At 74.5% G+C, this 25,102-nt stretch carries 26 protein-coding genes; 11 read left to right on the top strand and 15 right to left on the bottom strand.

Annotation, left to right across the window (positions count from 1 at the left end; all coding sequences use genetic code 11):
• The first annotated feature begins 281 nt into the window (after window positions 1-281).
• On the top strand, window positions 282-539 hold the full coding sequence (locus tag VKK44_RS03015) for a WhiB family transcriptional regulator (protein ID WP_013288358.1): 258 nt from the start codon (window positions 282-284) through the stop codon (window positions 537-539).
• A gap of 63 nt (window positions 540-602) precedes the next feature.
• Here the strand turns inward: VKK44_RS03015 and VKK44_RS03010 are convergent, their stop codons facing one another.
• The 4 genes from VKK44_RS03010 to VKK44_RS02995 are packed head-to-tail and all read right to left on the bottom strand — an operon-like array spanning window position 603 to window position 3,941.
• Entirely contained in the window at window positions 603-1,340 is a 738-nt protein-coding gene (locus VKK44_RS03010; RefSeq protein ID WP_343445314.1) for a sirohydrochlorin chelatase, read from the bottom strand.
• Window positions 1,322-2,080 (bottom strand): phosphoadenylyl-sulfate reductase, encoded by a 759-nt coding sequence (locus tag VKK44_RS03005; protein WP_343445313.1) that lies wholly within the window; start codon window positions 2,078-2,080, stop codon window positions 1,322-1,324. Before VKK44_RS03005 ends, VKK44_RS03010 begins: the two co-directional genes overlap by 19 nt.
• The gene (locus VKK44_RS03000) at window positions 2,077-2,235 is read right to left on the bottom strand and encodes an IS1 family transposase (protein ID WP_174530537.1); all 159 of its coding nucleotides are present in this window, start codon (window positions 2,233-2,235) and stop codon (window positions 2,077-2,079) included. The genes VKK44_RS03005 and VKK44_RS03000 overlap by 4 nt, the downstream gene beginning before the upstream one ends.
• Entirely contained in the window at window positions 2,232-3,941 is a 1,710-nt protein-coding gene (locus VKK44_RS02995; RefSeq protein ID WP_343445312.1) for a nitrite/sulfite reductase, read from the bottom strand. Before VKK44_RS02995 ends, VKK44_RS03000 begins: the two co-directional genes overlap by 4 nt.
• A 526-nt stretch (window positions 3,942-4,467) precedes the next feature.
• On the opposite strand from VKK44_RS02995, the gene VKK44_RS02990 reads away from it, so the two are divergent.
• Window positions 4,468-6,129, top strand: a complete 1,662-nt coding sequence (locus VKK44_RS02990) for a glycosyltransferase family 39 protein (RefSeq protein WP_458351597.1) — start codon at window positions 4,468-4,470, stop codon at window positions 6,127-6,129.
• A gap of 16 nt (window positions 6,130-6,145) precedes the next feature.
• Here VKK44_RS02990 and VKK44_RS02985 read toward each other — a convergent pair whose 3' ends face one another.
• Window positions 6,146-7,708, bottom strand: coding sequence for a histidine kinase N-terminal domain-containing protein (locus VKK44_RS02985; RefSeq protein ID WP_343445311.1), 1,563 nt, complete (start codon window positions 7,706-7,708; stop codon window positions 6,146-6,148).
• 24 nt (window positions 7,709-7,732) lie between these two features.
• Window positions 7,733-8,761 (bottom strand): SIS domain-containing protein, encoded by a 1,029-nt coding sequence (locus VKK44_RS02980; RefSeq protein ID WP_343447636.1) that lies wholly within the window; start codon window positions 8,759-8,761, stop codon window positions 7,733-7,735.
• 188 nt (window positions 8,762-8,949) lie between these two features.
• Here VKK44_RS02980 and VKK44_RS02975 point away from each other — a divergent pair, with 188 nt between their 5' ends.
• A complete protein-coding gene (locus tag VKK44_RS02975; protein WP_343445310.1) occupies window positions 8,950-10,563 on the top strand; it encodes a tetratricopeptide repeat protein in 1,614 nt (537 codons plus the stop codon).
• 44 nt (window positions 10,564-10,607) lie between these two features.
• Here the strand turns inward: VKK44_RS02975 and VKK44_RS02970 are convergent, their stop codons facing one another.
• Entirely contained in the window at window positions 10,608-12,197 is a 1,590-nt protein-coding gene (locus VKK44_RS02970; RefSeq protein WP_343445309.1) for an MDR family MFS transporter, read from the bottom strand.
• A gap of 118 nt (window positions 12,198-12,315) precedes the next feature.
• Between VKK44_RS02970 and VKK44_RS02965 the strand changes: the two genes are divergently transcribed.
• Window positions 12,316-12,885 carry a TetR/AcrR family transcriptional regulator gene (locus tag VKK44_RS02965; protein ID WP_343445308.1) on the top strand — a complete coding sequence of 190 codons (570 nt, stop codon included), beginning with the start codon at window positions 12,316-12,318 and terminating at the stop codon, window positions 12,883-12,885.
• Between the two features lie 15 nt (window positions 12,886-12,900).
• Here the strand turns inward: VKK44_RS02965 and VKK44_RS02960 are convergent, their stop codons facing one another.
• Both VKK44_RS02960 and VKK44_RS02955 read right to left on the bottom strand, forming a co-directional pair.
• Window positions 12,901-13,425 (bottom strand): GNAT family N-acetyltransferase, encoded by a 525-nt coding sequence (locus VKK44_RS02960; RefSeq protein ID WP_343445307.1) that lies wholly within the window; start codon window positions 13,423-13,425, stop codon window positions 12,901-12,903.
• A complete protein-coding gene (locus VKK44_RS02955; RefSeq protein ID WP_091068708.1) occupies window positions 13,422-13,637 on the bottom strand; it encodes a biotin/lipoyl-binding carrier protein in 216 nt (71 codons plus the stop codon). Before VKK44_RS02955 ends, VKK44_RS02960 begins: the two co-directional genes overlap by 4 nt.
• Window positions 13,638-13,863: 226 nt before the next feature.
• Between VKK44_RS02955 and VKK44_RS30930 the strand changes: the two genes are divergently transcribed.
• A complete protein-coding gene (locus tag VKK44_RS30930) occupies window positions 13,864-13,938 on the top strand; it encodes a 50S ribosomal protein bL37 (RefSeq protein ID WP_369700219.1) in 75 nt (24 codons plus the stop codon).
• A 113-nt stretch (window positions 13,939-14,051) separates the two neighbouring features.
• On the opposite strand, the gene rsrA is transcribed toward VKK44_RS30930, so the two are convergent.
• The 5 genes from rsrA to VKK44_RS02930 form a co-directional block, all read right to left on the bottom strand.
• Window positions 14,052-14,339, bottom strand: a complete 288-nt coding sequence (gene rsrA, locus VKK44_RS02950; RefSeq protein WP_343445306.1) for a mycothiol system anti-sigma-R factor — start codon at window positions 14,337-14,339, stop codon at window positions 14,052-14,054.
• Window positions 14,340-14,341: 2 nt separating this feature from the next.
• Window positions 14,342-15,148 carry a sigma-70 family RNA polymerase sigma factor gene (locus VKK44_RS02945; protein ID WP_343445305.1) on the bottom strand — a complete coding sequence of 269 codons (807 nt, stop codon included), beginning with the start codon at window positions 15,146-15,148 and terminating at the stop codon, window positions 14,342-14,344.
• Between the two features lie 340 nt (window positions 15,149-15,488).
• Window positions 15,489-16,103 carry an alpha/beta hydrolase family protein gene (locus VKK44_RS02940; protein WP_343445304.1) on the bottom strand — a complete coding sequence of 205 codons (615 nt, stop codon included), beginning with the start codon at window positions 16,101-16,103 and terminating at the stop codon, window positions 15,489-15,491.
• A 166-nt stretch (window positions 16,104-16,269) separates the two neighbouring features.
• Complete coding sequence (locus tag VKK44_RS02935) at window positions 16,270-16,662, bottom strand: WhiB family transcriptional regulator (RefSeq protein ID WP_343445303.1); 393 nt, start codon at window positions 16,660-16,662, stop codon at window positions 16,270-16,272.
• A 211-nt stretch (window positions 16,663-16,873) separates the two neighbouring features.
• Window positions 16,874-17,581 (bottom strand): SOS response-associated peptidase, encoded by a 708-nt coding sequence (locus VKK44_RS02930; RefSeq protein ID WP_343445302.1) that lies wholly within the window; start codon window positions 17,579-17,581, stop codon window positions 16,874-16,876.
• 102 nt (window positions 17,582-17,683) lie between these two features.
• On the opposite strand from VKK44_RS02930, the gene aroA reads away from it, so the two are divergent.
• The 4 genes from aroA (at window position 17,684) to VKK44_RS02910 (ending at window position 21,970) form a co-directional block, all read left to right on the top strand.
• Window positions 17,684-18,985, top strand: coding sequence for a 3-phosphoshikimate 1-carboxyvinyltransferase (gene aroA / locus VKK44_RS02925; protein ID WP_343445301.1), 1,302 nt, complete (start codon window positions 17,684-17,686; stop codon window positions 18,983-18,985).
• A 204-nt stretch (window positions 18,986-19,189) separates the two neighbouring features.
• Window positions 19,190-20,077: a ribosome small subunit-dependent GTPase A gene (rsgA, locus tag VKK44_RS02920; protein WP_343447635.1), complete on the top strand. Its 888-nt coding sequence runs from the start codon at window positions 19,190-19,192 to the stop codon at window positions 20,075-20,077.
• Between the two features lie 60 nt (window positions 20,078-20,137).
• Complete coding sequence (gene hisN, locus VKK44_RS02915; protein ID WP_343445300.1) at window positions 20,138-20,956, top strand: histidinol-phosphatase; 819 nt, start codon at window positions 20,138-20,140, stop codon at window positions 20,954-20,956.
• Between the two features lie 60 nt (window positions 20,957-21,016).
• The gene (locus VKK44_RS02910) at window positions 21,017-21,970 is read left to right on the top strand and encodes a hypothetical protein (RefSeq protein ID WP_343447634.1); all 954 of its coding nucleotides are present in this window, start codon (window positions 21,017-21,019) and stop codon (window positions 21,968-21,970) included.
• Here VKK44_RS02910 and VKK44_RS02905 read toward each other — a convergent pair.
• Window positions 21,871-23,121 carry a glycosyltransferase gene (locus tag VKK44_RS02905; RefSeq protein WP_343445299.1) on the bottom strand — a complete coding sequence of 417 codons (1,251 nt, stop codon included), beginning with the start codon at window positions 23,119-23,121 and terminating at the stop codon, window positions 21,871-21,873. The two genes, VKK44_RS02910 and VKK44_RS02905, sit on opposite strands and share 100 nt — an antisense overlap.
• A 193-nt stretch (window positions 23,122-23,314) precedes the next feature.
• Here VKK44_RS02905 and VKK44_RS02900 point away from each other — a divergent pair, with 193 nt between their 5' ends.
• Window positions 23,315-24,316 (top strand): SDR family oxidoreductase, encoded by a 1,002-nt coding sequence (locus VKK44_RS02900; RefSeq protein WP_343445298.1) that lies wholly within the window; start codon window positions 23,315-23,317, stop codon window positions 24,314-24,316.
• Window positions 24,313-25,044 carry an ATP-binding protein gene (locus VKK44_RS02895; RefSeq protein ID WP_343445297.1) on the top strand — a complete coding sequence of 244 codons (732 nt, stop codon included), beginning with the start codon at window positions 24,313-24,315 and terminating at the stop codon, window positions 25,042-25,044. Before VKK44_RS02900 ends, VKK44_RS02895 begins: the two co-directional genes overlap by 4 nt.
• Window positions 25,045-25,102 lie beyond the last annotated feature (58 nt).

The raw sequence follows: 25,102 nt of genomic DNA, 5'->3' as shown, positions 1-25,102 counted from the left end.
AACGGGTGGTGAGGCCGCTCACTGTTCGGAGTTTTTCCGAGCGTCACCCTTGACATCGCTGTAGTTCGTGAAAGTATTCACAAGCGAACTCGTGTTACCGGGACATTGCCTGGATATGCTCGTCAGGTTGAGCTGTTCCAGCAGGTCCCGGGGCCCGCAGCCTGCTCACGCAGCGCCGAATTGACGGATGCTGACCGTCACCGATCGGCAATGCGGATGCATATAGGAATAGCAACGAAACGTTATCTGGCCATCCACTAAGAATGAGGAGTGTTGCCGCCATGGACTGGCGCCACGATTCGGTCTGCCGCGACGAGGACCCGGAGCTGTTCTTCCCGATCGGGACGTCCGGCCCGGCTCTCCTGCAGGTGGAGCAGGCCAAGGCCGTCTGCCGGCGCTGCCCCGTGACCGACCAGTGCCTGCAGTGGGCGCTGGAGTCCGGTCAGGACGCCGGCGTCTGGGGCGGGATGAGCGAGGAGGAGCGCCGCGCGGTCAAGCGCCGCGGCGGTCTCCGGGTGCTGCGCGCTCACTCCGCCTGACCCACACACACGCCGCACGCCCCGGCCGGGATCCCGGCCGGGGCGTTCTGCTGTCCGGGGCCGTCAGCCCGCCGACTCCACCCGCCGCCGCACCAGCGCGGCGAGTTCCGGAAGGTCGGTGAGCGGGTCGGCGACCGCCACCGCGCCGGCCGAGCGGGCCGCCGCGCGTACCCCGTCGTGGAACCGGCCCGGTGCCAGGAAGTAGGCGGCCACCGCGACCCGGCGGGCGCCCGCCGCACGTAACCGCCGCACCGCGCCCCCCACCTCCGGCGGCGCCGCCGACGCGTACGAAACCCGACAGGGCACACCCAGCCCGGTGCCGAGCGCCGCGGCCACCCGGCCCACCGAGGCCCGCGCGGCGGCATCCCGGGTGCCGGCCGCGGCCAGCACCACCGCGTCCGCGTCCGCCCCGGCGGCCTCGCCCAGCCGACGCCGCAGGCCGGCCAGCAGCCCGCCGTCGACCACGCCGCCGGTCGGCCCCAGCACCTCGGTCACCCGCACGTCGAGGCCCGCGCCGGCCGCCGCGACCGCCGCCGGGATGTCCACCTTCCGGTGGTACGCGGCGGTCAGCAGCACCGGCACCAGCACCACCCGGGAGTGCCCGGCGGCGGCCAGGTTCCGCAGCACGTCGGCCGGCCCGGGATCGGTGTGGTCGAGCCAGGCCGGCAGCACCGGCCGGCCGGGCCAGCCGGCCCCCACCGCCCGGGCCAGTGCCCGCGTCGCCTCGGCCGCGCGCGGGTCACGGCTGCCGTGCGCCACCAGCACCACCGGCGACGCGTCGGTCAGGTGTGCAGGCCGCACTCGGTCTTCTCGAACATCGCCCAACGCCCGGCGCGCGGGTCCTCCCCCGCCTTGATGCGGCGGGTGCACGGCCAGCAGCCGATCGAGCCGTAGCCCTTGGCGAACAGCTCGTTGACCGGGATGTCGTGGCGGGCCACGTACGCGTCCACCTCGCGCTGCGTCCAGGCCGCGATCGGGTTCACCTTGACCTTGCCGCGACGCGGGTCGAAACCCACCACCGGCGTGTTCGCCCGGGTCGGCGACTCGTCCCGGCGCAGCCCGGCGGCCCAGGCGTCGTACCCGGCCAGCGCCCGCTCCAACGGCTCCACCTTGCGCAACTGGCAGCAGTCGTCCGGGGACCTGTTGAACAGGCGGGGCCCGTACTGGCCGTCCTGCTGGCCGACCGTCATCCGGGGCCGGATCGAGCGGACCCGCACCGGCATCCGCCGGGCCACCTCGTCGCGCACCCGGAGCGTCTCCGGGAAGTGCAGCCCGGTGTCCAGGAACACCACGTCGACGCCGGGCGCGACCCGGGAGACGAGGTGCGCCAACACGCCGTCGGCCATCGAGCTGGTCACGCAGAACCGCTCGCCGAACGTCTGCACCGCCCAACGGGCGATCTCCAGCGCGGGCGCGTCCGCCAGTTCCCGCCCCGCCTCCTCGGCCAGCGCGCGCAGCTCCGCCGGGTCGCGCCGGGCCGGGTCGGCCGGGCCGGCAGCGCCGACCAGGCCCAGGCCCGCGGCGGAGACCAGGCCGCTCACCGGGCCACCGCCCGGCCCAGCAGCCCGGTGAACTTCACCGAGAAGACCCGCGCGCAGGCGTGGCACTCCCAGGCGCCGTGCCCGGCCTCGTGCGGTCGCAGGTCCTCCTCCCCGCAGTACGGGCAGTAGAGAGGCGCAGATCGAGCGTCACTCACCGAAGCTCCTCCTCGTCGACTCTGATGACCCAGTTGGCGAAGCTCTCGCCGTCGGTCCGGCCGGCCAGGTAGCGGCGGGCCAGCCGTTCCACGTACTCCGGAAGCTCGTCGGCGGTGGTCTTCAGGCCGCGCAGCTTGCGGCCGAAGCCGGCGGTCTGCCCCGCGGCCATGCCCAGGCCGCCGCCGAGGTGCACCTGGAAGCCCTCGACCTGCCGGCCGTCCGGGCCGACCACGAGCTGGCCCTTGAGCCCGATGTCCGCGACCTGGGTGCGGGCGCAGGCGTTCGGGCAGCCGTTCAGGTGGATGGAGATGTCCGCGTCGAAGTCGCGCAGCCGCTCCTCCAACCGGGCCACCAGCTCCTCACCGCGCCGCTTCGTCTCCACGATGGCCAACTTGCAGAACTCGATGCCGGTGCAGGCCATGGTGCCGCGCCGCCAGGCCGACGGCCGGGCCTCCAGACCGATCCCGCGCAGCGCCGTCACCAGCTCCTCGGTCCGCTCCGGCGCGACGTCCAGCACCAGCAGCTTCTGGTACGGCGTGAGCCGCACCCGGTCGCTGCCGTGCGCCTCGACCACGTCGGCCAGCTCGGCGAGCTGGGTCCCGGAGACCCGGCCCACCACGGGGGCCGCGCCGACGTAGTTCGCGCCGTCGCGCTGCGGGTGCACGCCGATGTGGTCGACCGGCTTCGCCGGCAGCTCCGCGGCCGGCCCGTCGAGCAGCGCCCGGCCCAGATACTCCTTCTCCAGCACCTCGCGGAAGTGCGCCACGCCCCAGTCCGCGACCAGGAACTTCAACCGGGCGCGGTTGCGCAGCCGGCGGTAGCCGTAGTCGCGGAAGATGCCGACCACACCGGCCCACACGTCCGGCACCTCGTGCAGCGGCACCCAGACGCCGAGCCGCTTGGCCAGCATCGGGTTGGTGGAGAGCCCACCGCCCACCCAGACGTCGAAGCCGGGCCCGTGCTCCGGGTGCTCGACCCCGAGGAACGCGATGTCGTTCGCCTCGTACGGGGTGTCGACCAGCCAGGAGATCGACGTCTTGAACTTGCGGGGCAGGTTGGAGAACTGCTTGTCCCCGACGTACCGGCGGACGATCTCGTCGATGGCCGGGGTCGGGTCGAGCACCTCGTCCCGGGCCACGCCGGCGACCGGGCTGCCGAGCACGATCCGGGGGCAGTCGCCGCACGCCTCGGTGGTCTGGAGGCCGACCGCCTCCAACCGGCGCCAGATCTCCGGCATGTCCTCGACCCGGATCCAGTGGTACTGGATGTTCTGCCGGTCGGTGATGTCGGCGGTGTCCCGGGCGAACTCGCGGGAGATCTCCGCGACCACCCGGAGCTGGGCCAGGCTGAGCTGGCCGCCGTCCACCCGCACCCGGAGCATGAAGAACTCGTCCTCCAGCTCGTGCGGCTCCAGCACCGCGGTGCGCCCGCCGTCGATGCCGGCCTTGCGCTGCGTGTAGAGCCCCCACCAGCGGAACCGGCCACGCAGGTCCTGCGGGTCGATCGAGGCGAAGCCCCGGTGGGCGTAGATGTTCTCGATCCGGTCCCGGACGTTGAGCGGGTCGTCGTCCTTCTTGATCCGCTCGTTGGGGTTGAGCGGCTCACGGTGCCCGAGCGCCCACTGGCCCTCGCCGCGCGGCCGGCGGGGCGCCCGGGCGACGGGAGCCGAATCGTCCGAGCGGGTCGGGGTGCTGCTGACCGCCATCGCGGCGTCCTCCGTTTGTCTGCTGCGGTGCCTGGAGCGCGGACGCGGCGGCCGGCCCTGGGGAGGGCCGTGGACGGCGGTGTCGCTGACGGCCGGCGCGGAGCGCCCGAGACAGATGGGTCGGGCGTCGTCAGTGGGCCGGACAGATCGCGCTGCGCACGCGGCCGTAATCAACGTGGCGACGGGCCACGAAGCGGCGGACGACAGCGCTGGTCATGTGCCTCATGCTGCCACACCGCCGGACCACCGGGCTACCGGCCGACCCGGTGATCCCACATCACGGGCGTCCCATCTCAATCGACACCCGTCCACCCCTCACCCCTCGTGACCAGCATCACTCCCTCACCCACCGAATCGCCCCGCACCACCCCCAGCCCGTTGATCATGAAGTGGACGGCGACAAAAGGGACGGCGGACGCGGTCAACCTCATGATCGCCCGTTGGGCGTCGCCGTCGGGTGGACCGGTGGGGGTGGAATCGGTGGTGCGGGCCGGCGGGAGCGGGCCGGCGTGTGACGCTGCGGGGTGTGAGCGCGTCCGCCGAGCCTGCGCCGTCCCGAGCCCGCCCCGGTTGGCCGGCGTGGGCGGTCCCCGGGCTGCTCACGCTGGCGATCACGCTCGTCGGGCTCGGGCACGCGCAGCTCTGGCGGGACGAGCTGGCCACCTGGAGCGCCGCCACCCGACCGCTGCCGGACCTGGTCCGGCTGACCCGCACCATCGACGCCGCCACCGGGCCGTACTACCTGCTCACGCACGGGTGGACCACGCTGGTCGGCACCTCCCCCACGGCGCTGCGGCTGCCCTCCGCACTCGCCATGGCGGGCGCCGCCGCGCTGACCGCCCGGCTCGGCGCGCGCCTCGCCGGTGACCGGGCCGGGCTGCTGGCCGGGCTGTTGTTCGCCGTGCTGCCGGCCACCTCGCGCTACGGCCAGGAGGCCCGCCCGTACGCGCTCGCCACGCTGCTCGCCATGCTCGCCACGCTGCTGCTGGTCGACGCGTTGCGTCGGCCGTCCCGGCGGCGCTGGGCCGGGTACGCGGTCGCCGTCGCCGCACTCGGCCTGCTCCACCTGATCGCGCTCACCCTGCTCGCCGCGCATGCCGTGGCGGTGCTGCTGACCGCCGCCCGCGGCCCGACCGCCGCCGGCCTCGGCCCGGCCGACCAGCCCCGACCCGACGTCCCCGACGCAAATTCACCCGGCGAGCCCGGCGTGGAACCGAGGCACGTGGCCGGCGAGGCCCGGGAGGCACCGGCGCGAGGCCGGCGAGTGTTCGTCCGGTGGCTGCTGGCGCTGGTCCCGGCCGTCGCGCTCGTCGCGCCGCTGGCGCTGGTGGCCCTGGGTCAGCGCGGCCGGCAGCTCGACTGGGTGGACCCGGCCCGCCTGCCGGATCTGGCGTCACTGCCCGGTGGGCTGGCGCAGAGCGGCGTGGTGGGCGGGTTCCTGCTGGGGCTCGCCGCGCTCGGGGCGGTCCGGCTCGGTCGGCGGGCGCTGCTGCCCGGGGCCGCCGTGCTGCTGCCGGTGCTGCTGCTCTTCGTCGCCGGCACGGTGGTGCCGCTCTGGGTGACCCGCTACCTGCTCTTCGTCGTGCCGTTCGCCTGCCTGCTGGCCGGGGCCGCGCTGGCCGCGGCGACGCCGGCCGGCACCCGACCGGCGTTGGCGGGACCACCCGAACCGGAGCCGCCCGGAACGGCACCGCCCGGAGCGAGGCCGGGCGGAACGGGGCTCGTGCCGGCGCTCGCCGTGGTGGCCCTGGTCGGGCTGCTCGGGCTGCCCGACCAGGCGGCGCTGCGCCGTACCCACGAGTGGCCCCGCAGCGCCCCGGTCGACTACGCGGGCGCGGCCGGGATCGTCGCCGCCGGTGAGCGGCCGGGCGACGCGATCGTCTACTCCCCCCGGGACGGCTGGCTCTTCCCGGATCTGGGCCTGGCGTACCACCTGGGGTCGGGGCTGCCGCGCGACGTGCTGGTGGTCCGCGACCAGCGGGCGGAGGCGAGCCTCTGGGCCACCGAGTGCGGCGACCCGGCGCGGTGCCTGGCCGGCGTGGACCGGGTCTGGCTGGTGGTCGCCGGCCGCCGGGCGGACCCGCTGGCGGCGGTGCCCGGCGCGAAGGGCGAGGCGTTGCGGGACCGCTTCACGGTCCGTCAGGTCTGGCCCCGTCCGGGGCTCACGGTGGCGCTGCTCGCCCGGTGAGGCGGTCGCGCGGGCATCAGGGCGGCCCGGCCCGGCCGGTGAGGCGGTCGGTGGTGCCGCGGGCCAGCGGGACGACGAGCACCGCCTCGGTGCCGCCGGCGGTGCCGTTGCGCAGCTCGATGGTGCCGCGCAGCTCGCCGGTGACGAGCGCCCGGACGATCTGGAGCCCCAGGTTGCCGCCGCGCTCGGCGTCGAACTGGGCGGGCAGGCCGCGACCGTTGTCGACGACCGAGACGTGCAGTTGCTTGCGGTGCCGGTGCACCGAGACCACCACCTCGGGCCGGGTCGCGTCCGCCGGGGCGGGGGCGGCGTCCTCGTCGGCCGGCGGGAAGCCGTGTTCCACGGCGTTGAGCAGCAACTCGTTGAGCACCATCACCAGCGACGTGGCGATCTCGGCGGGCAGTACGCCGAAGCTGCCCTTGCGACGCATGCCGACGGTCACCTCGGTCGCGGCCACCTCGGTCGCGGCGCTGGCCACCCGGTCCACGATGCCGTCGAACTCCACCGCCTCGTCGCTGGACATGGAGAGCGTCTCGTGCACCAGCGCGATCGAGGCGACCCGGCGTACCGACTCCTCCAGCGCGACACGGGCCTCCGGCATGGACACCCGGCGGGCCTGGAGCCGCAGCAACGCGGCGACGGTCTGGAGGTTGTTCTTCACCCGGTGGTGGATCTCCCGGATGGTGGCGTCCTTGGTGATCAGGGCGCGGTCGCGGCGGCGTACCTCGGTGATGTCGCGGACCAGCACCAGCGCGCCGATCGGCACACCGGCGGGCATCAGCGGCAGCGCCCGGGTGAGCATGGTGGCGCCCCGGGCGTCGATCTCGCGGCGGGGCGGGGCCTCGCCGCGCAGCGCGGCGAGCACCGCGTTGCCGGCGTCGGTGCCTTCGAGCGGGTCGCCGGCGAGCCGGCGGTGCAGCTTGGCCAGGTCCTCCCCGACCAGGTGGGACGCGAAGCCGAGCCGGCGGTACGCGGACTGCGCGTTCGGGCTGGCGTAGGTGACCTTGCCGTTGGCGTCGAGCCGCACCAGCCCGTCCCCGACCCGGGGTGCCGAGGTGGTCTCGCCCGGGTGCCGGGGCGGCGGGAACGTGCCGTCGGCGATCATCTGGGCCAGGTCGTCGGCGGTGGTCAGGTAGTTGAGCTCGAGCTGGCTCGGGGTACGCGCGGTGGAGAGGTTGGTGTCCCGGCCGACCACGGCGATCACCTCGCCGCCCTCCCCGTCGCCGGTGCGCAGCCGCACCGGGATGGCCTCGTGCCGGGCCGGCACGTCGCCGTACCAGACCGGGTCGCCCTCCCGCCAGATCCGGCCCTGCCGGTGGGCCACCTCCAGGTGCGCCACCTCGGGCCCGCCGACGATGCGGCCGACCTGGTCGTCGAGGTAGGCGGTCGGGGCGGTGGTCGGGCGGACCTGGGCCACGCAGAGGAAGGTCCCGTCGCCGTCCACCGGCACCCAGAGCAGCAGGTCGGCGAAGGAGAGGTCGGACAGCAACTGCCAGTCGCCGGCGATCCGGTGCAGGTGGTCGATGTCGGCCGGCCGGAGCGTGGTGTGCTCCTCGGCGAGCTCACGGAGGGTGGACACGCCCCACAGCGTGCCACGCCCGGCTCACATCGTGGTCGTGACCTTCTTCAACCCGCGCGGCGCGTCCGGGTCCTGGCCGCGGGTCAGCGCCAGCGCCAGCGCGAGCCGTTGCAGCGGCAGGATGTCGAGCAGCGGCGCGTACCGCTCGTCGACCTCCGGCACCGCCATCCGGGTCTCCCCGACGTCGGCGGAGCCGACCACCACCACGTCAGCCCGGCGTTCGCCGAGCCGGGGCAGCACCTCCCGCATCGACGTGCCACCGGGGCCGGAGCCGACCACGGCGAGCACCGGCACGTCCGGGTCGGTCATGGCGAGCGGGCCATGCAGCAGGTCCGCGCCGGAGAAGGCGAGCGCCGGCAGGTACGACGTCTCCATCAGTTTGAGCGCCGCCTCCCGGGCGGTCGGGTACGCGTAGCCCCGGCCGGTGGTGACGAGCTGGGCGGCGAACCGGTAGCGCGGGGCGAGCCGGGCCGGGGTGTCGTCGGCGAGTGTGCGCGCGGCCAGCTCGGGCAGGCGGGCCAGCGCGGCCCGCTCGTCGGCGGGCAGCACGCCGTCGCCGGCGCGTACGCCCTCGATGAGCATGAGCAGCGCGAGCAGCTCGGCGGTGTAGGTCTTGGTGGCGGCGACCGCCCGCTCGTGGCCGGCGGCCACGTCCACGCTCAGCTCGGCGGTCTCCACCAGCGGTGAGTCGGGGTTGTTGGTGACGGCCAAGGTGAGCGCGCCGGAGGCCCGGGCCACCCGGAGCACCTCGGCGAGGTCGGGCGAGCCGCCGCTCTGGCTGACGCCGACGACGAGCGCGTCGGAGAGGTCGGGGCGGGCGCCGAAGACGGTGACCGCGCTGGGCGAGGCGAGCCCGGCGGGCAGCCCGAGGCGGATCTCGGTGAGGTACGCCGCGTAGAGCGCCGCGTGGTCGGAGGTGCCCCGGGCGGTGAAGACCACGTGCCGGGGTCGCCGCTGCGCGACGGCCGCCGCGACCCGGGCGATGGCCCCCGCGTGCTCGGCGGTGAGCAGACGCTCGTAGCCGGCCGGCTGCTCGTCGATGTCGGCGGCCATGCCGGCCCCTGGACGTGTCACCCAGCACCCCCTTCTGCGCGATTGCCGCGCGTTCGATGCTCAGTCTTGCACGTTTGCGACACGAGCAGCAACGCAACGAGCAGTAGTGCGCAGTGGATCACCACTCGTCGGCAAGATCCCCTAGGCTTGCCCGGCTGACCGACCGACCCCGCCGGCGAGAGGACGACGTGCCCGAGGACGACGCCGCGCTCTCCGCGGAGGAGGAGCTCGCGCTGGCCCGGCTGGCGCTGGGCGAGGGCGACCTCCGGCACGCCGCCGACCACGTGGCCGCCGCGCTGGTGCGCGCCCCGACGCTGCCCGAGGCGCACGAGACGCTCGCCCGGCTGGCCGCGGCCAGCGGCGGTGACCTGGATCTCTTCCCGCTCGGCCAGCACGCCTTCGTCGGCGCCGTGGTGGCCCGGGCGCACCTACTCGCCGCCGCCGGCCGCCCCGCCGAGGGGCTCGACCTGCTGGCCGCCGCCACCGGCTACGCGCCCGGCGCGCCGTGGGCCGCCGTGCCCTGGGTGACCGCCGCCGAGCTGCCGGAACGGCTCGACCCCGAACGTACGGCCCGGATCCTCATGCAGGTCTGCGCCGCCGCGCCCGACCCGGTCCCGCGCCGGCTGCGCGAGCCGCTCCAGCCGTACCTCACGCTGGCCCGCAACGCGATCACCGTGCATCCGGACCACCCGCTGCTGCTGGGCGCGGCGTCCGCGCTGGCCCGGCGGCTCGGCGAGGTCGCCCTCGCGGTCACCTGGGCCACCCGGGGGGTACGCGCGAAGCCCACCAAGCTCGGCGAGGTGTGGCTCGGGTACGCGTACCGCAGCGCCGGCCGGACCGCCGACGGGCTGGCCGCGCTGGAACGTGCGGTCGCACTCGACCCGGACGACCTGGCCGTCTACGCCGACATCGCCGGCACGCTTGCCGACCACGGCCGGCTCGACGCGGCGTTGGGCTGGGTCGACCGGGCGCTGGCCAAGGATCCGACGTTCGACTGCGCCGTGCACACCGCGTACCGGCTGCGCTTCCTGCGCGACGGGAACGTGGATCACCTGGTGGCGCTCGCCGACTTCGTCCGCGACCACCCGGACGACTCGCACGAGCACGGTGATCTCGCCGAGTGCTGCCGCGGGCGTCCCTGGCTCGGTCAGGTGACCCCGGCCACCGCCGACCGACCGCCGCCGGACGACGACGCCACGCGCCCGTCGGCCGACGCGGTGCTGCGGCTCCAGCAGGTGGCGCACCCGGCGTGGCCGCATCCCCCGGCCGCGTACGACGCCGCGGTCGGGCTGGCCACGCTGGACCTGGCCGACCTGCTCGGCCTGCTGGCGTACCCGCCGGACGCGCCGCCGACCGCGCTGGGCCGGGTGCTCGGCGGCCAGGACCCGGCGCTCTGGGCCCGGTGTGCGCAGGTCTGGGCCTGTCTCGGCCTGCTGCACCACCGCACCGACGAGCCGTGGGCGGAGTCGACCCGCCGCCGGGTGCTGCGGGACCTGGTCGCAGGCGAGCCGGGCCCGGTCGCCGAGGCGGCGCTGTTCGCCCTGATCACCGCCGCCTGGGTGGACCCCGCGGTACGCGCCGACGTGGCCGCGCTGGTGACCGGGCGGCTCGCCGGGGTGGCGACGGGTCGCGTCCGCCGCACCCCGGCGGCGGTGTCCCTGGCCCATCTGGCGCGGGCCACCCCGGCCCTCGACGCGCTCACCCGCGCGACGGCCGACGCGCTGGTCGCCGCCGCCGACGCCGGTCCGCTGCGTCGTCTCTGGCGACGCCTCACCGGCCTGTTACACCGCGGGCGGCGTTAGGAGGGGCCCCGGCACATCGCCAGGCGTTAACCGGGGCCCCCTCCTTACACCGGGGCCTTGCCGAGCGCGATCTCGGCCTCGTCCTCCGGCGTGGCGCCGGCCGGCGGGGCGTCGTTCGTCGCGCGCAGCGGCACCTCCTTGATGAACCAGGCGAGCACCGGCACCGCCACGGTGATGAAGACGGCCCAGAGGAACACGTGCGAGATGGCGTCGGAGAGCGCGCCGAGCACCACCTCCCGGGCCGGGCCGGTGAGCTTCCTGAGCGCCTCCAGGTTCATCGCGCCGCCCTCGCCGCCGCCGTTTCCGGCGAACGCCGGGCCGGCGGCCGAGTCGGCGAGCCGGTTGGCGAAGACGGCACCGAAGAGCGAGACACCGAACGAGCCGCCGATGGACCGGAAGAACGTGGCCGCGCCGCTCGCCGCGCCCAGGTCCTTCTGCTCGACGCTGTTCTGGGCGATCAGCATCGACGTCTGCATCAGGAAGCCCATGCCGACGCCGAGCACGACCATGTAGAGCGAGGACTGGGCCTTGCTGGTGTCGAGGTCGAGCAGGCTGAGCAGGCCCATGCCGGTGGCCATCACCACGCCGCCGACGATCGGGAAGGCGCGGTAGCGACCGGTCTTCGTGATCGTGCGGCCGACCACCAGCGAGACCACCAGCATGCCGAACATCAGCGGGAGCAGCAGCAGGCCGCTGTTGGTGGCCGTGGCGCCCTGCACGGTCTGCTGGTAGAGCGGCAGGAAGTTCATCGCGCCGAACATGGCGAAGCCGAGCAGGAAGCCGATCACCGAGATGAGCGCGAAGTTGCGGTTGGCGAACAGGTTGAGCGGCAGGATCGGCTCGGGCACGCGCCGTTCCACGACCGCGAACACGGCCAGGGCGAGGGCCGCCAGCACGGCCAGGCCGAGGATCTGCGGCGAGGCCCAGGCGTACTCGTTGCCGCCCCACGTGGTGACCAGCACGATCGCGGTGATGCCGACGGAGAGCAGCGCCGCGCCCAGCCAGTCGATCTTGTGTTCGGTGCGGTACTTCGGCAGGTGCATGGTGGTCGCGAGCAGCAGCAGCGCCACGCCGCCCAGCGGCAGGTTGACGTAGAACGCCCAGCGCCAGGAGAGGTGGTCGGTGATGAAGCCGCCGACCAGCGGGCCGGCCACCATGGCGATGGCCATGATGCCGGCGATCATGCCCTGGTAGCGGCCCCGCTCGCGCGGCGGGACCAGGTCGCCGATGATCGCCATCACGCCGACCATCAGACCGCCGGCGCCGAGGCCCTGGACCGCCCGGAACGCGATCAGCTCGATCATGCCCTGGTCGGTGCCGCCGAAGACGCCGGAGCCGGACATGCCGCAGAGCGCGGAGCCGATCAGGAAGACGACCACCGCGGTGAGGAAGACCGCCTTGCGGCCGTAGAGGTCACCGAGCTTGCCCCAGATCGGGGTGGAGACGGTGGTGCCCAGCACGTACGCCGTGACCACCCAGGTGAAGTGGTCGGCGCCGCCGAACTCGAACACGATGCGTGGCAGCGCGGTGCTGACGATCATGTTGTCGAGCATCGCGAGCATCATCGCGATCATCAGGCCGAACAGGACGACGCGGACGTTGGGTCTCGCAATGCCCGGGGCTGGTTGACTCATCGGTAGGCTCCCCCGCAGATCGGTGATCGACTTACTTGCCGCCCGGCTAGTGAACTTACTAGCCGCACGGTAAGCTGGCTACGGACGAACGTCAAGCGGATTGGAAGGTGTCGGTCGGGTGAGCGAGAGCACAGGCGGCACGCGGCAACGGATCCAGGCCGTCGCGCTGGAGCTCTTCACCGAGCAGGGCTACGAGAAGACCTCGCTGCGGGAGATCGCCGAGCGACTCAACGTGACCAAGGCCGCGCTCTACTACCACTTCAAGAGCAAGGACGAGATCGTCACCAGCTTCGTCGACGACCGGCTGCGCCGGATGGACGAGCTGATCGCCTGGGCCGCGGAACAGCCCGCCACGCTGGCGACCCGACGCGCGCTCATCGCCCAGTACGCCGACGCCATGTTCGCCGGCGAGCTGCCGAAGGTGATGCGGTTCTTCGAACAGAACCAGACCGTGCTCAAGAGCCTCGCCGCCGGTCAGCAGATGCGTGACCGGATGATGCGGCTGGCCGGCGAGCTGAGCCGCGGCGACGACTCGCCGGCCGCCCAGCTACGCGCCGCGCTCACCCTGTTCGCGGTGCACAGCAGCTGGTTCGCGGTGCGCACCCCGGGCGTCACCGACGAGGAACGCAAGAAGATCGCCCTTGAGGTGGCCGACGAGCTGCTCGCGAAGATCGGCGACGAGGGCTGACCCTCCGCCCGGCGATCAGGGCGTCAGGGAGGGCGCGGCGGTCAGCACGCGCCGCAGGCCGAGCAGCTCGACCCCGGGCAGCGGGGCCCAGTCCTTCTCCGGCGCCCGGACGAACCCGAACCGGTCGTAGAGGCGTCGCGCGCTCGCCGCCATACCGGCGCGTACGCAGATCACCACCGCCGAACAGCCCAGCTCGGCGGCGCGCGCCACACACGCCTCGACCAGCGCCACGCCGGCGCCCCGGCCCTGCGCGGCCGGGTCCACCGCGAGCATCCGGAACTCCGCCTCACCGGGACCGGCGAGTTCGGCGTACGGGGTGCCCGACAGCACGAACGTCACCGCGCCGAGCACCGTGCCGGTGCCCCCGTCCACGACCACCAGCACCTCACCGGTCGCCGCCCGGCCGGCCACGTCGGCGAGCACCGGCGCGTACCCGGTCTCGCCCTTGAGCTGGCCGTCCGCCTCGTACGCGGCCACCGTCAGGCGGGCCACCGCCGGGAAGTCCGCCGGCTCGGCACGGCGGACGAGCAGGCCGGTCAACCGATCACCGCGATCAGGTCGCCGTCCTGCACCACGTCGCCCTCGTTGACCGCCAGCTGCTGCACCACGCCGTCGGACTCGGCGACCACCGGGATCTCCATCTTCATCGACTCCAGGATCACCAGCGTGTCGCCCTCGGACACGGTGTCCCCGGCCGACGCGACGACCTTCCAGACGTTCGCCACCATCTCGGCGCGGATCTCCTCGGCCATCTCCCGGCCCTCCCTCTTCCGACAGTCCTGCGGACGGTCATCCAATCATGACGCCGGTCACGTCGAATCTCTGACCACCGGTGCTCGGACGCGCCCCACCGCGCCCCGGGCGCGGTCGACGGCACTAGCATCGTCCGGGTCGGCACCCGGGGCGACCCGGGGACCGTACGCGACCTCCGCCGCGCTCGCCCGCGGCCGGACCGTGACCAGTACTAGGAGGCAGAGCATGGCGAAGAAGGCCCGGAAGAAGAAGGCCCGGAAGAAGAGCGGCGCGAACCACGGCAAGCGTCCCAACTCCTGATCACCGATCAGCGCAGGGCCGGGAAACCGGCCTGAGCCGGCCCGTGGGCCGGACACACCGGTGGCCCGGGTCCGTGCGGACCCGGGCCACCGGCGTGTGGTCTGTCGTGCTCGTCAGTCGGTCAGCTCGCGGGACTCGGTGGTCTCGAAGACCACCAGCTCGGTCAGCCGCAGCCGCAGCCGCTCGCGCAGCTTCTCCGGCGCGGCCTCGTTGCCGCAGCAGCGGGCGACCAACGCCTTGACCTCCTGCTCGATGCCGTACTCGCGCAGGCACGGGCCGCACTCCTCGAGGTGGTGCCGGATCAGCGTCCGGCGCTCCTCGGCGCACTCCAGGTCGAGGTAGAGGTAGACCTCGGCGAGCACCTCGTGGCAGTCCGTCTCGTGCGGTTGTCCACAGCTCACGGTCACACCTCCCGGCTGGCGGCGGCGGTCGAACCCTTCGACGGCGCGGCGCTGAATCCGCGCTCCGCCGCGTATCGCTCGAGCAGCTTCCGCAGGTTGCGGCGGCCACGGTGCAGGCGGGACATCACGGTGCCGATCGGCGTGCCCATGATGTCGGCGACCTCCTTGTAGGAGAAGCCCTCGACGTCGGTCAGGTAGACCGCGAGGCGGAACTCCTCCGGCAACTGCTGGAGGGCCTCCTTGACATCGCTGTCCGGCAGCCGGTCGAGCGCCTCGGTCTCGGCCGAGCGCAGACCGCTGGACGTGTGCGACTCCGCCTCGGCGAGCTGCCAGTCGGTGATCTCGTCGGTCGGCGCCTGCACGGGCTGCCGCTGCCGCTTCCGGTAGGAGTTGATGTAGGTGTTGGTCAGGATCCGGTACAACCAGGCCTTCAGGTTCGTGCCCTGCTCGAACTGGTGGAAGGCGGCGTACGCCTTCAGGTACGTCTCCTGGACCAGATCCTCGGCGTCCGCCGGGTTGCGGGTCATCCGCAGCCCGGCAGCGTAGAGCTGATCGACGAAGGGCATCGCGTCCCGCTCGAAGCGGGCCCTCCGCTCGTCCGTCTTCTCCGTGGTCAACCGCACATCCCCTCGCGTCGGATGCTTTCCCGCCGAGGATACGCGTACCCGCCTGCCGGCAGATTCACTTCCCGAGTGTGTGCCGGTGCTCACGGCCGACACCGACGCGGGCCACTCCGGCGCGTCGAGCAGCCGTCTGAGCTGCCGTTCGTCCCGTTCGTCCCGCTCCCGGCTCCGTGTCTGGATCGGCACCGGTCACCCCCCTCACGCTGGCCGTGTCTTCCAAAGGGCTCAACGCGACCCACCGCCCCCGACATTCCGCCGCCCTCCCGGCACCACCCCGACCGCTGCGATGATCATGAAATTGACCGCGCGATTCGTCCGTTGCGCACCCGCCAACTTCATGATCGACGGAGCCGGGCCGGTGGCCGGGCGGGGTGGGGTTCGCCGTTCCTGGTCCCAGCCTCGGCCGCGACCGATGGCTGGGACCAGGAAGGGCCTGGGAGGTGGCCCCGGGGCCGCCCGAGCCGGGCGGCCGGCGCCATCCGGTGCAACGACCGCCACCGGGGACGGTCACGCGCCCGCGACCGGCTCAGGACAGCCAACCCCGCGCGGTGAGCCAGCCCCGGACCACGGCAGCCGTGCCGGTCGGGTCGATCCGCAGGTCGTGCCGCTCCCCCGGCCGGACCACCACCTCGATCCCGGGCCCGGGACCGGGTACGCCGAACGGATCCCGGTCGCCGTTGACCACCAGCGTCGGCAGGCCCGTGCCCAGCTCGGCGGCCCGCGAACGGTCCGGCCGGCCGGGCGGGTGCAACGGGAACGCCAACGCCACCACGCCCACCGCCCCGACGGCGCGGGCGGTCCGGCAGGCCACCCGGGCACCGCTGGAGCGACCGCCCACCGCCCAGCGGCCGGCCTCCGGCAGCCGCCGGCGCAGTGCGGTCAGCACCGCGGTCCAGGCCTCGTCGAGGTGCCCGGCCGGCGCGGGCGCGCGTCGGCCGGCGACCCGGTACGGCTGGGTGACCAGGACCACGCCCGCTCCGGCGGCGCGGACCGCGTCGCGGACCGCCACGAGATCGGGCGCGTCGACGTCGCCGCCCGCGCCGTGACCCAGCACCAGCACGGTGCCGCCGGCCGTGACCGGCGGGTCGAGGCGGATCCGGGCCGGGCCCCGTGGTGTGTCGATCTCGTCGTCGTGCCGCACCGGCCCATTCTGCGCACGCCGGCCCACCCGGCGAAGGCTGGGCGGGTGAACGCCGACGGCATGTCGCCGCCCGGATGCGCGCTCGCCTCCGGCGTCCCCACCTCCGGGCCCGGCAACGGCGGTGCCCGCGGCGCGGGGGAAACCGGGCCGCGGACGGCGGCCGGGATCAGCTCAACGGCACCAGCGTCAGCAGGCGGTCCCGGACCGGCGGGCCGGGTTCGTCGACCGCGTCCGGATCCGGCTGCACCTCGCTGCGCCAGGCGACCAGCATGGCCCGTCGCTCACGCGGCGTGGTGGCGCCCCAGACACCGTGGCAGTCACCCACCTCCAACGCCCAGGCCAGGCAGGAACCCTGGACGTCACAGGTGCGGCAGAGCGCCACCGCCGCGTCGGCCGGCTCGTTGGGCGCCGGAAAGAACGTCTCCGGATCGACGCTCTGGCAGGTGCCCCTGGTGCGCCACGCCTCGTCCTGTCGTCGTTCGCGCAAGGCCCGCAGCAGTCGCGGATCACGCCGCGCGGCGGCCACCTCGTGCGGGCGGGGCATGCGTGCCCGTGTCAATACACCCACCTCCCCCGTGGGACCGGCGAAGACCCTCTGAAGATCGATGAATGTCATTCGCCCCGTGCGAACGGACACCCATCACCGGCGCTGTGTTCTATCGCATTCGCGCACACGGGGACAAGAGTCTTCAGTAAACATGACTAAACGGCCGGGCGACGTTTCAGGCGCAACCCCGGCAAATCAGCACTCGACAATGTGCTGAGCGTGATCAGAACAGCCCCGGTTCGGAGCCCGCCTCCGCGCCCTCCGGAGCGACCCGGACGATCAGCTCGGGACCGTCGTTGCGGACGTCGCCGACCGCCGGGGAGACCGGACGGATCTCCAACCCGGCGAGTTGCCCGGCGTCGGGCGGGACGAGCAACGCGGCGGGCTCGTCGGTCGGGCCGAGCCAGGCCGCCCAACGCTCCGGGGGCAGCAGCAGCGGCATCCGGTCGTGCACCTCGGCCAGCTCGCCGAGCGCCGCGGTGGTCAGCACGCTGAACGTGAGCCGGGCCGACCCGGCCGACTCCCAGACCGACCAGATGCCCGCGAAGGCCAGCACCGAGCCGTCCCGCGGGGTCATGAAGTAGGGCTGCCGGCGGCCGTCGGGACGGCGGACCCACTCGTACCATCCGTCGGCCGGCACCAGGCAGCGGCGGCGGGCGAACGACGGGGCGTACGCCCGGCTGGTGGCGACCGTCTCGGCCCGCGCGTTGATCATGCGGGCGGCGCCGGACGCGCTGCGGGACCAGGGTGGGAGCAGCCCCCACCGGCCCAGCGAGAGCAGCCGGTGCCCCTCCGGCGCGAGCCGGACCAACGGCGCCGGATCGGTCGGGGCGACGTTGAAGTCGGGCCCGACCTCGCCGGTCGAGTCGACGGACTCGAACAACGCGCTCAGGTCGCCCGCGTTCCGGGTCGTCGCGTACCTCCCGCACATGGCGCCCACGCTAGCCCCACCCGCCCGTTCCGGCTGTCCCGCCCAACGGGAGCGGGCCCGCGGGCCGGTCCCACCGGACCGTCGGCTTGGCAGAATGTGGGCGTGGGGAATCTGACCGCTACGCGTCCGCCGCAGCCGTGGACCGCGCCGACCGCGGGCGACCCGGTCGCCGCGACGCTGCGCCTGCCCGGCTCCAAGTCGATGACCGCCCGGGCGCTGGTGCTCGCGGCGCTGGCCAGCGGGCCGTCGACGCTCGACCGGCCGCTGCGCGCCCGGGACACCGAGCTGATGGCCGGCGGCCTGCGCGAGCTGGGGGCCCACATGTCGGTCTCCGACGACGACCGCTGGCTGGTCCGGCCGCATCCACCGGTCGGTCCGGCGCACGTCGACGTCGGCCTGGCCGGCACCGTGATGCGCTTCCTGCCCCCGGTGGCCGGGCTGGCCGCCGGACGGGTCACGTTCGACGGCGACCCGCACGCCCGCACCCGCCCGCTCGGGCCGCTGATCGGCGCGTTGCGCGCCCTCGGCGTCCGCGTCGACACCCCGCCGACCGGCAGCCTGCCGCTGGTCGTCCTGGGCACCGGCCGGGTGACCGGTGGCGAGGTGGTCATCGACGCCTCCGCGTCCAGTCAACTCGTCTCCGGGCTGCTGCTGGCCGCGCCCCGCTTCGACCGGGGCGTGGTGGTCCGGCACGAGGGCCCGCCGGTGCCGTCCGCGCCGCACGTGCGGATGACCGTGCAGATGCTGCGCGCCGCCGGGGCCGCCGTGGACGACACCACCCCCGACGTCTGGGTGGTCGAGCCCGGCCCGCTCACCGGGCGCGGCTGGGAGATCGAACCGGACCTCTCCGGCGCCGCGCCGTTCTTCGCCGCCGCGCTGGTCACCGGCGGCCAGGTCACCCTCCAGGGCTGGCCGCGCAGCAGCCTCCAGCCGGTCGAGCGGCTGCGCGCGCTGCTGCACCGGATGGGCGCCGAGGTGACGCTGGGCACCGACGGGCTGACCGTGCGGGGCACCGGCGCGGTGCGCGGGCTGGACGCCGACCTCTCCGACGTCGGCGAGCTGACCCCGGTGCTGACCGCGCTCGCCCTGCTGGCCGACGGCCCGTCCCGGCTGACCGGGATCAGTCACATCCGGGGCCACGAGACCGACCGGGTCACCGCGCTGGCGACGGAGTTCACCGCGCTCGGCGCCGACATCACCGAGACCCGCGACGGCCTGGAGATCCGGCCCCGCCCGCTGCGCGGCGGGACCTTCCGGACGTACGCCGACCACCGGATGGCGCACGCCGCGGCGGTGGCCGGGCTGGCCGTCCCCGGCATCGAGGTCGACGACGTGACATGCACCTCGAAGACCATGCCGGAGTTCCCGGCACTATGGTCGGGGATGGTGACCGGCAAGAACTGACAGTGGGGGGACGCCCTGGCGACCAGGCGGCGGGAGTACGACGAGGACGACGTCCGGGTGCGCCCCGGCCGGTCGTCACGGCCGCGCACCCGCACCCGGCCCCGGCACGCCGACGCGGTCGACGGGTTCGTGATCGCTGTCGACCGGGGGCGCTACACCTGCGTCCGGCCGGACGCCGGCCCGGACGATCCGGTCGTCACCGCCATGCGCGCCCGCGAGCTGGGCCGCAAGTCGGTGGTGGTGGGCGACCGGGTGTGGCTGGTCGGTGACGTCTCCGGCGCGCCCGGCGCGCTGGCCCGCATCGTGCGCATCGCCGAGCGCACGTCGGTGCTGCGGCGTACCGCCGACGACGACGAGACCACCGCCGAGGGGCGGCTGGAGCGGGTGGTGGTGGCGAACGCCGACCAGTTGGTGATCGTCAGCGCGCTGGCCGACCCGCCGCCACGCACCGGGTTCATCGACCGCTGCCTGGTCGCCGCGTACGACGCCGGCATCGAGCCGTTGCTCTGCCTCACCAAGGCCGACCTGGCCGGCCCGGAGGCGGTGGTCGGCTACTACACCGAGCTGGAGCTGCCGTACGTGCTGATCCGCCCGGGCTCCGACCTGGCCGACCTGCGCGCGCTGCTCGCCGGCCGGGTCTCGGTGCTGGTGGGGCACTCCGGGGTGGGCAAGTCGACGCTTGTCAACCGCCTCGTCCCGGAGGCGGAACGGGCGGTCGGCACGGTCAGCGCGATCGGCCGGGGCCGGCACACCTCGACCAGCGCGGTGGCGCTGCGCCTGCCCCCGGGCCCCGACACCGGCCCGGGCTGGATCGTCGACACCCCCGGCGTACGCAGCTTCGGGTTGGCGCACGTGTCCGCGGAGAGCCTGCTGCACGGCTTCCCCGACCTGGTCGAGGCGACCGTCGACTGCCCGGCGAACTGCGCGCACGGCGCCGACGAGGCGGACTGCGCGCTGGACGCCTGGGTGGCCGCCGGGAAGGCGGACCCGCGCCGGCTCGCCTCGTACCGGCGGCTGCTGGCCTCGCGCAACGGCGAGGGCGACGCGCGGGAGCCCGAGCGCAACCCGGGCGATCCGCTCGCCGGGTCCTGACCGGCGGGCCGACGGCCACCCGCCGGCACCGGCCGGGCACGCCGCACTACCGTGTCGACCATGACCGGGTACGCCGACGACCTCACCCTCGCCCACCTGCTCGCGGACGCCGCGGACGCCGTCTCCTCGGCCCGGTTCCGCGCGCTCGACCTGCGGGTGGAGTCGAAGCCGGACCTGACCCCGGTCTCCGACGCGGACACCGCCGTGGAGCGGGAGATCCGGGCCCTGCTGGCCGCCCACCGACCCGCCGACGGCCTGCTCGGCGAGGAGTACGGCGAGCAGCCCGCCGCCGGCCCGGACGGGCGGCGCTGGGTGGTCGACCCGATCGACGGGACGAAGAACTTCGTCCGGGGCGTACCGGTCTGGGCCACGCTGATCGCGCTGCTGGAGCACGACCGGCCGGTGCTCGGCCTGGTCTCCGCGCCGGCGCTGGGCCGACGCTGGTGGGGCGCGCTCGGCGCCGGCGCGTTCGCCGGTCCCGGCCCGGCGGAGGCCACGCCGATCCGGGTCTCCGGCGTCACGGCGCTGGCCGACGCGAGCGTCTGCTACTCGTCGCTGACCGGTTGGGAACAGGCCGGCCGGCTGGACGCGATGCTGCAACTCATGCGGGACACCTGGCGCAGCCGGGCGTACGGCGACTTCTACGGCTACATGCTGTTGGCCGAGGGTGCACTGGACGTGATGGTGGAACCGGAGCTGTCGCTGTGGGACGTCGCCGCGCTGGTGCCGATCGTCACCGAGGCCGGCGGCCGGTTCACCGACCTGGCCGGGCGTCCCGCGCCGGCCGGCGTCGACTCGGCCGACATCAGCGCCGTGGCCAGCAACGGCCCGCTGCACGACGACATCCTGGGCCGGCTCGGCCGGCCGACCGAGCGCTGACCGGGCCCGAGCCTCTATCCTCGCCAGGTGGTGTCCTCCGGCTGGTGCTTCCTCGCGGCGATGATCGTCGCGTACGGCTTCGCCAACCTCCTCCAGTCGGTGGCCGCCGCGCGGACCACCGTGCACCACACGTTCGACCCGGGGCTGCTGCTGCGGCTGGCCGGCCACCGGACGTACCTGATCGGGTTGACCTGCCAGATCGTCGGTTTCGTGCTGGCCTTCCTGGCCCGCCGGGACCTGCCGCTGTTCCTGGTCCAGGCCAGCGTGGCGGCCGGGCTGGGGGTGACCGCGGTGCTCGGCGTGCTGGTGCTCAAGTGGCGGCTGCCGGCCGCCGAGGTCGGGCTGCTGGTGCTGCTGTTCGGCGGGATCACCGCGCTGGTGCTGTCGGCCGAGCCGGCCCCGTCCCGGCAGCTCGGCACCGCCGGGCTGGTCGGCCTGGTGGCGGCGCTCGGCGCGATCGCCGCGTCCGGCTTCTTCGCCGCCCGGCTGCACGGCGCGCCCGGGTCGGTGGTGCTCGGTTCACTGGCCGGGATGGCGTTCTCCGCCGCCGCGGTGGCGGCCCGCCCGCTGGCCTCCGCCGAGTCGACCGAGGCGTTCGTCCGGGACCCGCTGCTCTACCTGCTGATCGCGCACTCGCTGGTCGGCCAACTCCTGCTGGGCCTGGCCATGCAGCGCGGCTCGACCACCGCGGCGGTGGCCGCGATGGACGCGGCCGGCGCGGTGCCCGCGGCGATCATCGGGGTGCTGCTGCTCGGCGACAAGATCTGGCCCGGCCGGGAGTGGCTGGCCGGGTTGGGCTTCCTGGTCACGCTGGCCGCCGTGGTCGGCCTGACCCGGTACGCCCAACCGCAGCACCACCACCCGGCCGTCCGCGACCGGGGGCCGGCGATGATCGGCGTCGGGGTGGTGCCGGCTCAGGCCGCCTCGACCGGCCCGCGTCCGGCGACCACCTCGACCGGCGGCGTCGGCTCCACCGGGGTGGCCGGCCGGCGACGCCCGATCACCCGTTCGTAGAGCCGCTCCAGCGCCGCGGCCGTCCGCTCCCAGGTGTAGCTGCACCGCACCCGGTCCACCGCGGCGTGGCCGTACGCGAACCGCCCGGCGTTGTCGGTGAGCACCCGGCGCAGGGTGACCCCGAGCGTGCGGACGTCGCCCGGCGGCACCAGCTTGCCGGTCACCTCGTCGACCACCGCGTCGGCGATGCCGCCCATGGCGTAGCCGACCACCGGCACGCCGCAGGCCATCGCCTCCAGCGACACCCGCCCGGCGGACGAGTAGTGCGGCGTGCAGGCCACCACGTCCGCGGAGCGGTACCAGGTGGCCATCTGGTCGTGCGGGACGGCGCCGACCAGGTGGATCCGCTCCGCCACCCCGGCCCGCTCGGCCAGTTGGCGCAGCCGGCGCGCCTCCGCGTGCCCGGCCAGCCGTTCGGCCGGCGGCCCACCGGCGATCACCAGCTCCGCGTCGCCGACCAGCCGCATCGCCCGGATCAGGTCGTCCTGGCCGTGGCCGGGGGTGAGCCCGCCGACGGAGAGGATCCGTGACCGCTGGTCGCGGGGCGCGGCCTCACCGTCCGGGTGGAACTGACCGGTGTCCACCCCGGTCGGCACCATCGCCACCGAGGTGCGTTGCAGGCCCATCCGGGTCAGCTCGTCGACCTCGTCGTTGCACTGGGCGACCGCCACGTCCACGGCCCGGGTCAGCGCCCGTTCCAGCGGGATGCGCTGGCCCGGCCCGGCGTAGCCCCGGCCGAGGTGGCGGAGCTGCTCGACGCCGAGCGAGTGGAAGGTCTGCACGACCGGGATGTCGGTAGCGCGGACCGCGTGGGCGGCGGCCAGGCCACCCACCCAGTAGTGCCCGTGCACCACCTCGGGCGTCCAGTCGCCGGCCCACTCGCCGGCCAGCCAGCGGCCGAACTCGGCCACGTACGGCACCAGGTCGCCGGTGGGCAGCGGCGCGGGCGGGCCGACCGGAACACGTTCCAGGCGGTAGCCGTCCAGCTCGGCCAGGGCCGGTTGGGTGGCGGCGTCGCGGCGTTCGTACACGCGGACCTCGTGGCCTCGGGCGGCGAGCTCAGCCGCCACGCGCGCAATGTGCTCCTGAGTCCCGACGGTGGGACCGTCGGTGGACGAGCCGGCGTGCGCACAGACAAGGCCGACGCGCATGGTGCACCTCCATGCGTTCTAGCTGGCGGGTTCTCCCGATCAGAGCGTCCCATTAACCCGGGGTCGGTGCCCGCAAACCTGGCAGATCGGTACGGCGGCGCGGCGTCGCACGGACGGGACACCGGTTCCGACCGAACCCGATCAGCGCGTCGCGAATCGGCATGACCGGCCGGTGCCGGGGTACCGCTCGGGAATGCCGCTCACCCGCAGTCTCGCCGACGCCACCGTCGTCATCACCGGCGCCTCCAGCGGGATCGGCGCGGCCACCGCCTACGCGCTCGCCGCCCGGGGCACGACCGTGGTGCTGGCCGCCCGTTCCGAGGACGCGTTGCGGCGCGTCGCCGCGCACTGCCGGGAGCTGGGCGGGCGGGCGCTCCCGGTACCCACCGACGTGACGGACGCGGACGCGGTGCAACGGCTGGCCGCGCGCGCGGTCGCCGAGTTCGGCCGGATCGACGCCTGGATCAACAACGCGGCCGTCGGCACGGTGGGGCTGTTCGACGAGATCCCGGTGGCCGAGTTCCGCCGGGTGGTCGACGTGAACCTGCTCGGCACCGTGCACGGGACGCGCGCCGCGCTGCCCCACCTGGCCGCGGCCGGCGGCGGGGTGCTGGTCAACAACGCGTCCGTGCTGGCCGAGGTGGCCATGCCGTACCAGTCCGCGTACAACGCCACCAAGCACGCCATCCGGGGACTGACCGACACGGTGCGGCAGGAGCTGCGGGTGACCGGGCGCGGGCAGGTCTCGCTCTGCACGGTGCTGCCGGCCACCGTCGACACGCCGTTCTTCCGGCACGCGGCCAACCACACCGGGCGGGAGCTGACGCCGCCACCTCCGGTCTACCCGCCGGAGCTGGTGGCCGAGACCATGGTCCGGCTGCTGCGACGGCCACGACGCGAGGCGTACGCGGGCGGCGCGGCGCGGTTGGTGGGACTCCAGTGGCGGCTCGCCCCGGCGTTGGCCGAGCGGGCGCTCGGCTGGTACACCGCGCGCACCCAGTTCGGCCCCGGCGGACGCCGGGACGCCGACGGCAACGTCTTCACGCCGGACGCGACGGGGACCCGGACCGACGGCTGGTCCGGCCGGCGCGGCCAGTTGCTGCGGCTGACGGCCGCCTTCGGGCTGGCCGCCGCCGGCACCGCGGTCGGCACCGTCGCGGCGATCAGCCGACGATCCCGGACGGAACGATCATGAGTCCCGTCGACCGGACCGATGCGCGTACGGCGACCGGCGTGCACAATGGGACGATCATGCCGACGGACGCGCGTTGCCTGGTGGAGCCCGACGAGTCCTCCGCGACGGTCAGGCTGACCGGCGTGCTCGACCGGGCCGGCGCCGGGGCCGTGCGTGACGCGCTGCTCGCCCGGTGCTGGCAGCGGCCGGGCCCGGTGCGCGTCGACCTGTCCCGGGTGCGCATGCCCGACCCGGGGGTCCGCGACATGCTCGACGAGGTCCGCGCCGAGGTCGCCGACTGGCCCGCCGCGGAGCTGCTGCTCGATCCGGCCGGGCCGCCCAGTCCCGGGCCGCCCGAGCTGCTCGAAGCCGATCTGCCCCCGGTGGCGGAGTCCGCCCGCCGGGCCCGGTCGCTGGTCACCGACGGGTGTCTCGGGTGGGGCCTGCCGGAGCTGGTGGAGCCCGCCTGCATTGCGGTCACCGAGATGGTCAACAACGTGGTCGCGCACGCCGCGACGCCGATGACGCTCCGGCTGGCGGCGCGCGGCAGCGCGTTGCACGTGGCGGTCCGCGACCACGCCGCCGGGCGTCCCGCGTTCGCCGGTTCGGCCCCGGTCGACGCCGTCGGCGGTCGGGGGCTGCTGCTCATCGACACGGTGGCCCGCCGCTGGGGCAGCACCGCGTTGCCCGACGGCAAGGTGGTGTGGTGCGTGCTGTACGCCGAGGACGAGGCCGCCTTCCGCAACTGAGGTGCGGTTTCGCCCTGTTGGTCCCGATCCACCCCGCCGGTTGCGGTTAGTGCGGTGA

Origin of the sequence: Micromonospora sp. DSM 45708 (genome assembly GCF_039566955.1) — a bacterium.
Classification (GTDB): Bacteria; Actinomycetota; Actinomycetes; order Mycobacteriales; family Micromonosporaceae; genus Micromonospora.
This window is presented reverse-complemented; position numbering and strand designations above follow the sequence as displayed.

Bases quoted from the DNA above. Each gene is read 5' to 3' on its own strand.
- VKK44_RS02900 (WP_343445298.1), top strand. From the start codon at position 23,315: ATGCCGCTCACCCGCAGTCTCGCCGACGCCACCGTCGTCATCACCGGC.
- VKK44_RS02970 (WP_343445309.1), bottom strand. From the start codon at position 12,197: ATGAGTCAACCAGCCCCGGGCATTGCGAGACCCAACGTCCGCGTCGTC.
- VKK44_RS02980 (WP_343447636.1), bottom strand. From the start codon at position 8,761: ATGGCCGCCGACATCGACGAGCAGCCGGCCGGCTACGAGCGTCTGCTC.
- VKK44_RS02910 (WP_343447634.1), top strand. From the start codon at position 21,017: ATGATCGTCGCGTACGGCTTCGCCAACCTCCTCCAGTCGGTGGCCGCC.
- VKK44_RS02930 (WP_343445302.1), bottom strand. From the start codon at position 17,581: ATGTGCGGGAGGTACGCGACGACCCGGAACGCGGGCGACCTGAGCGCG.
- VKK44_RS02895 (WP_343445297.1), top strand. From the start codon at position 24,313: ATGAGTCCCGTCGACCGGACCGATGCGCGTACGGCGACCGGCGTGCAC.
- VKK44_RS02955 (WP_091068708.1), bottom strand. From the start codon at position 13,637: ATGGCCGAGGAGATCCGCGCCGAGATGGTGGCGAACGTCTGGAAGGTC.
- hisN (WP_343445300.1), top strand. From the start codon at position 20,138: ATGACCGGGTACGCCGACGACCTCACCCTCGCCCACCTGCTCGCGGAC.
- rsgA (WP_343447635.1), top strand. From the start codon at position 19,190: ATGCGCGCCCGCGAGCTGGGCCGCAAGTCGGTGGTGGTGGGCGACCGG.
- VKK44_RS03015 (WP_013288358.1), top strand. From the start codon at position 282: ATGGACTGGCGCCACGATTCGGTCTGCCGCGACGAGGACCCGGAGCTG.
- VKK44_RS02995 (WP_343445312.1), bottom strand. From the start codon at position 3,941: ATGGCGGTCAGCAGCACCCCGACCCGCTCGGACGATTCGGCTCCCGTC.
- VKK44_RS02905 (WP_343445299.1), bottom strand. From the start codon at position 23,121: ATGCGCGTCGGCCTTGTCTGTGCGCACGCCGGCTCGTCCACCGACGGT.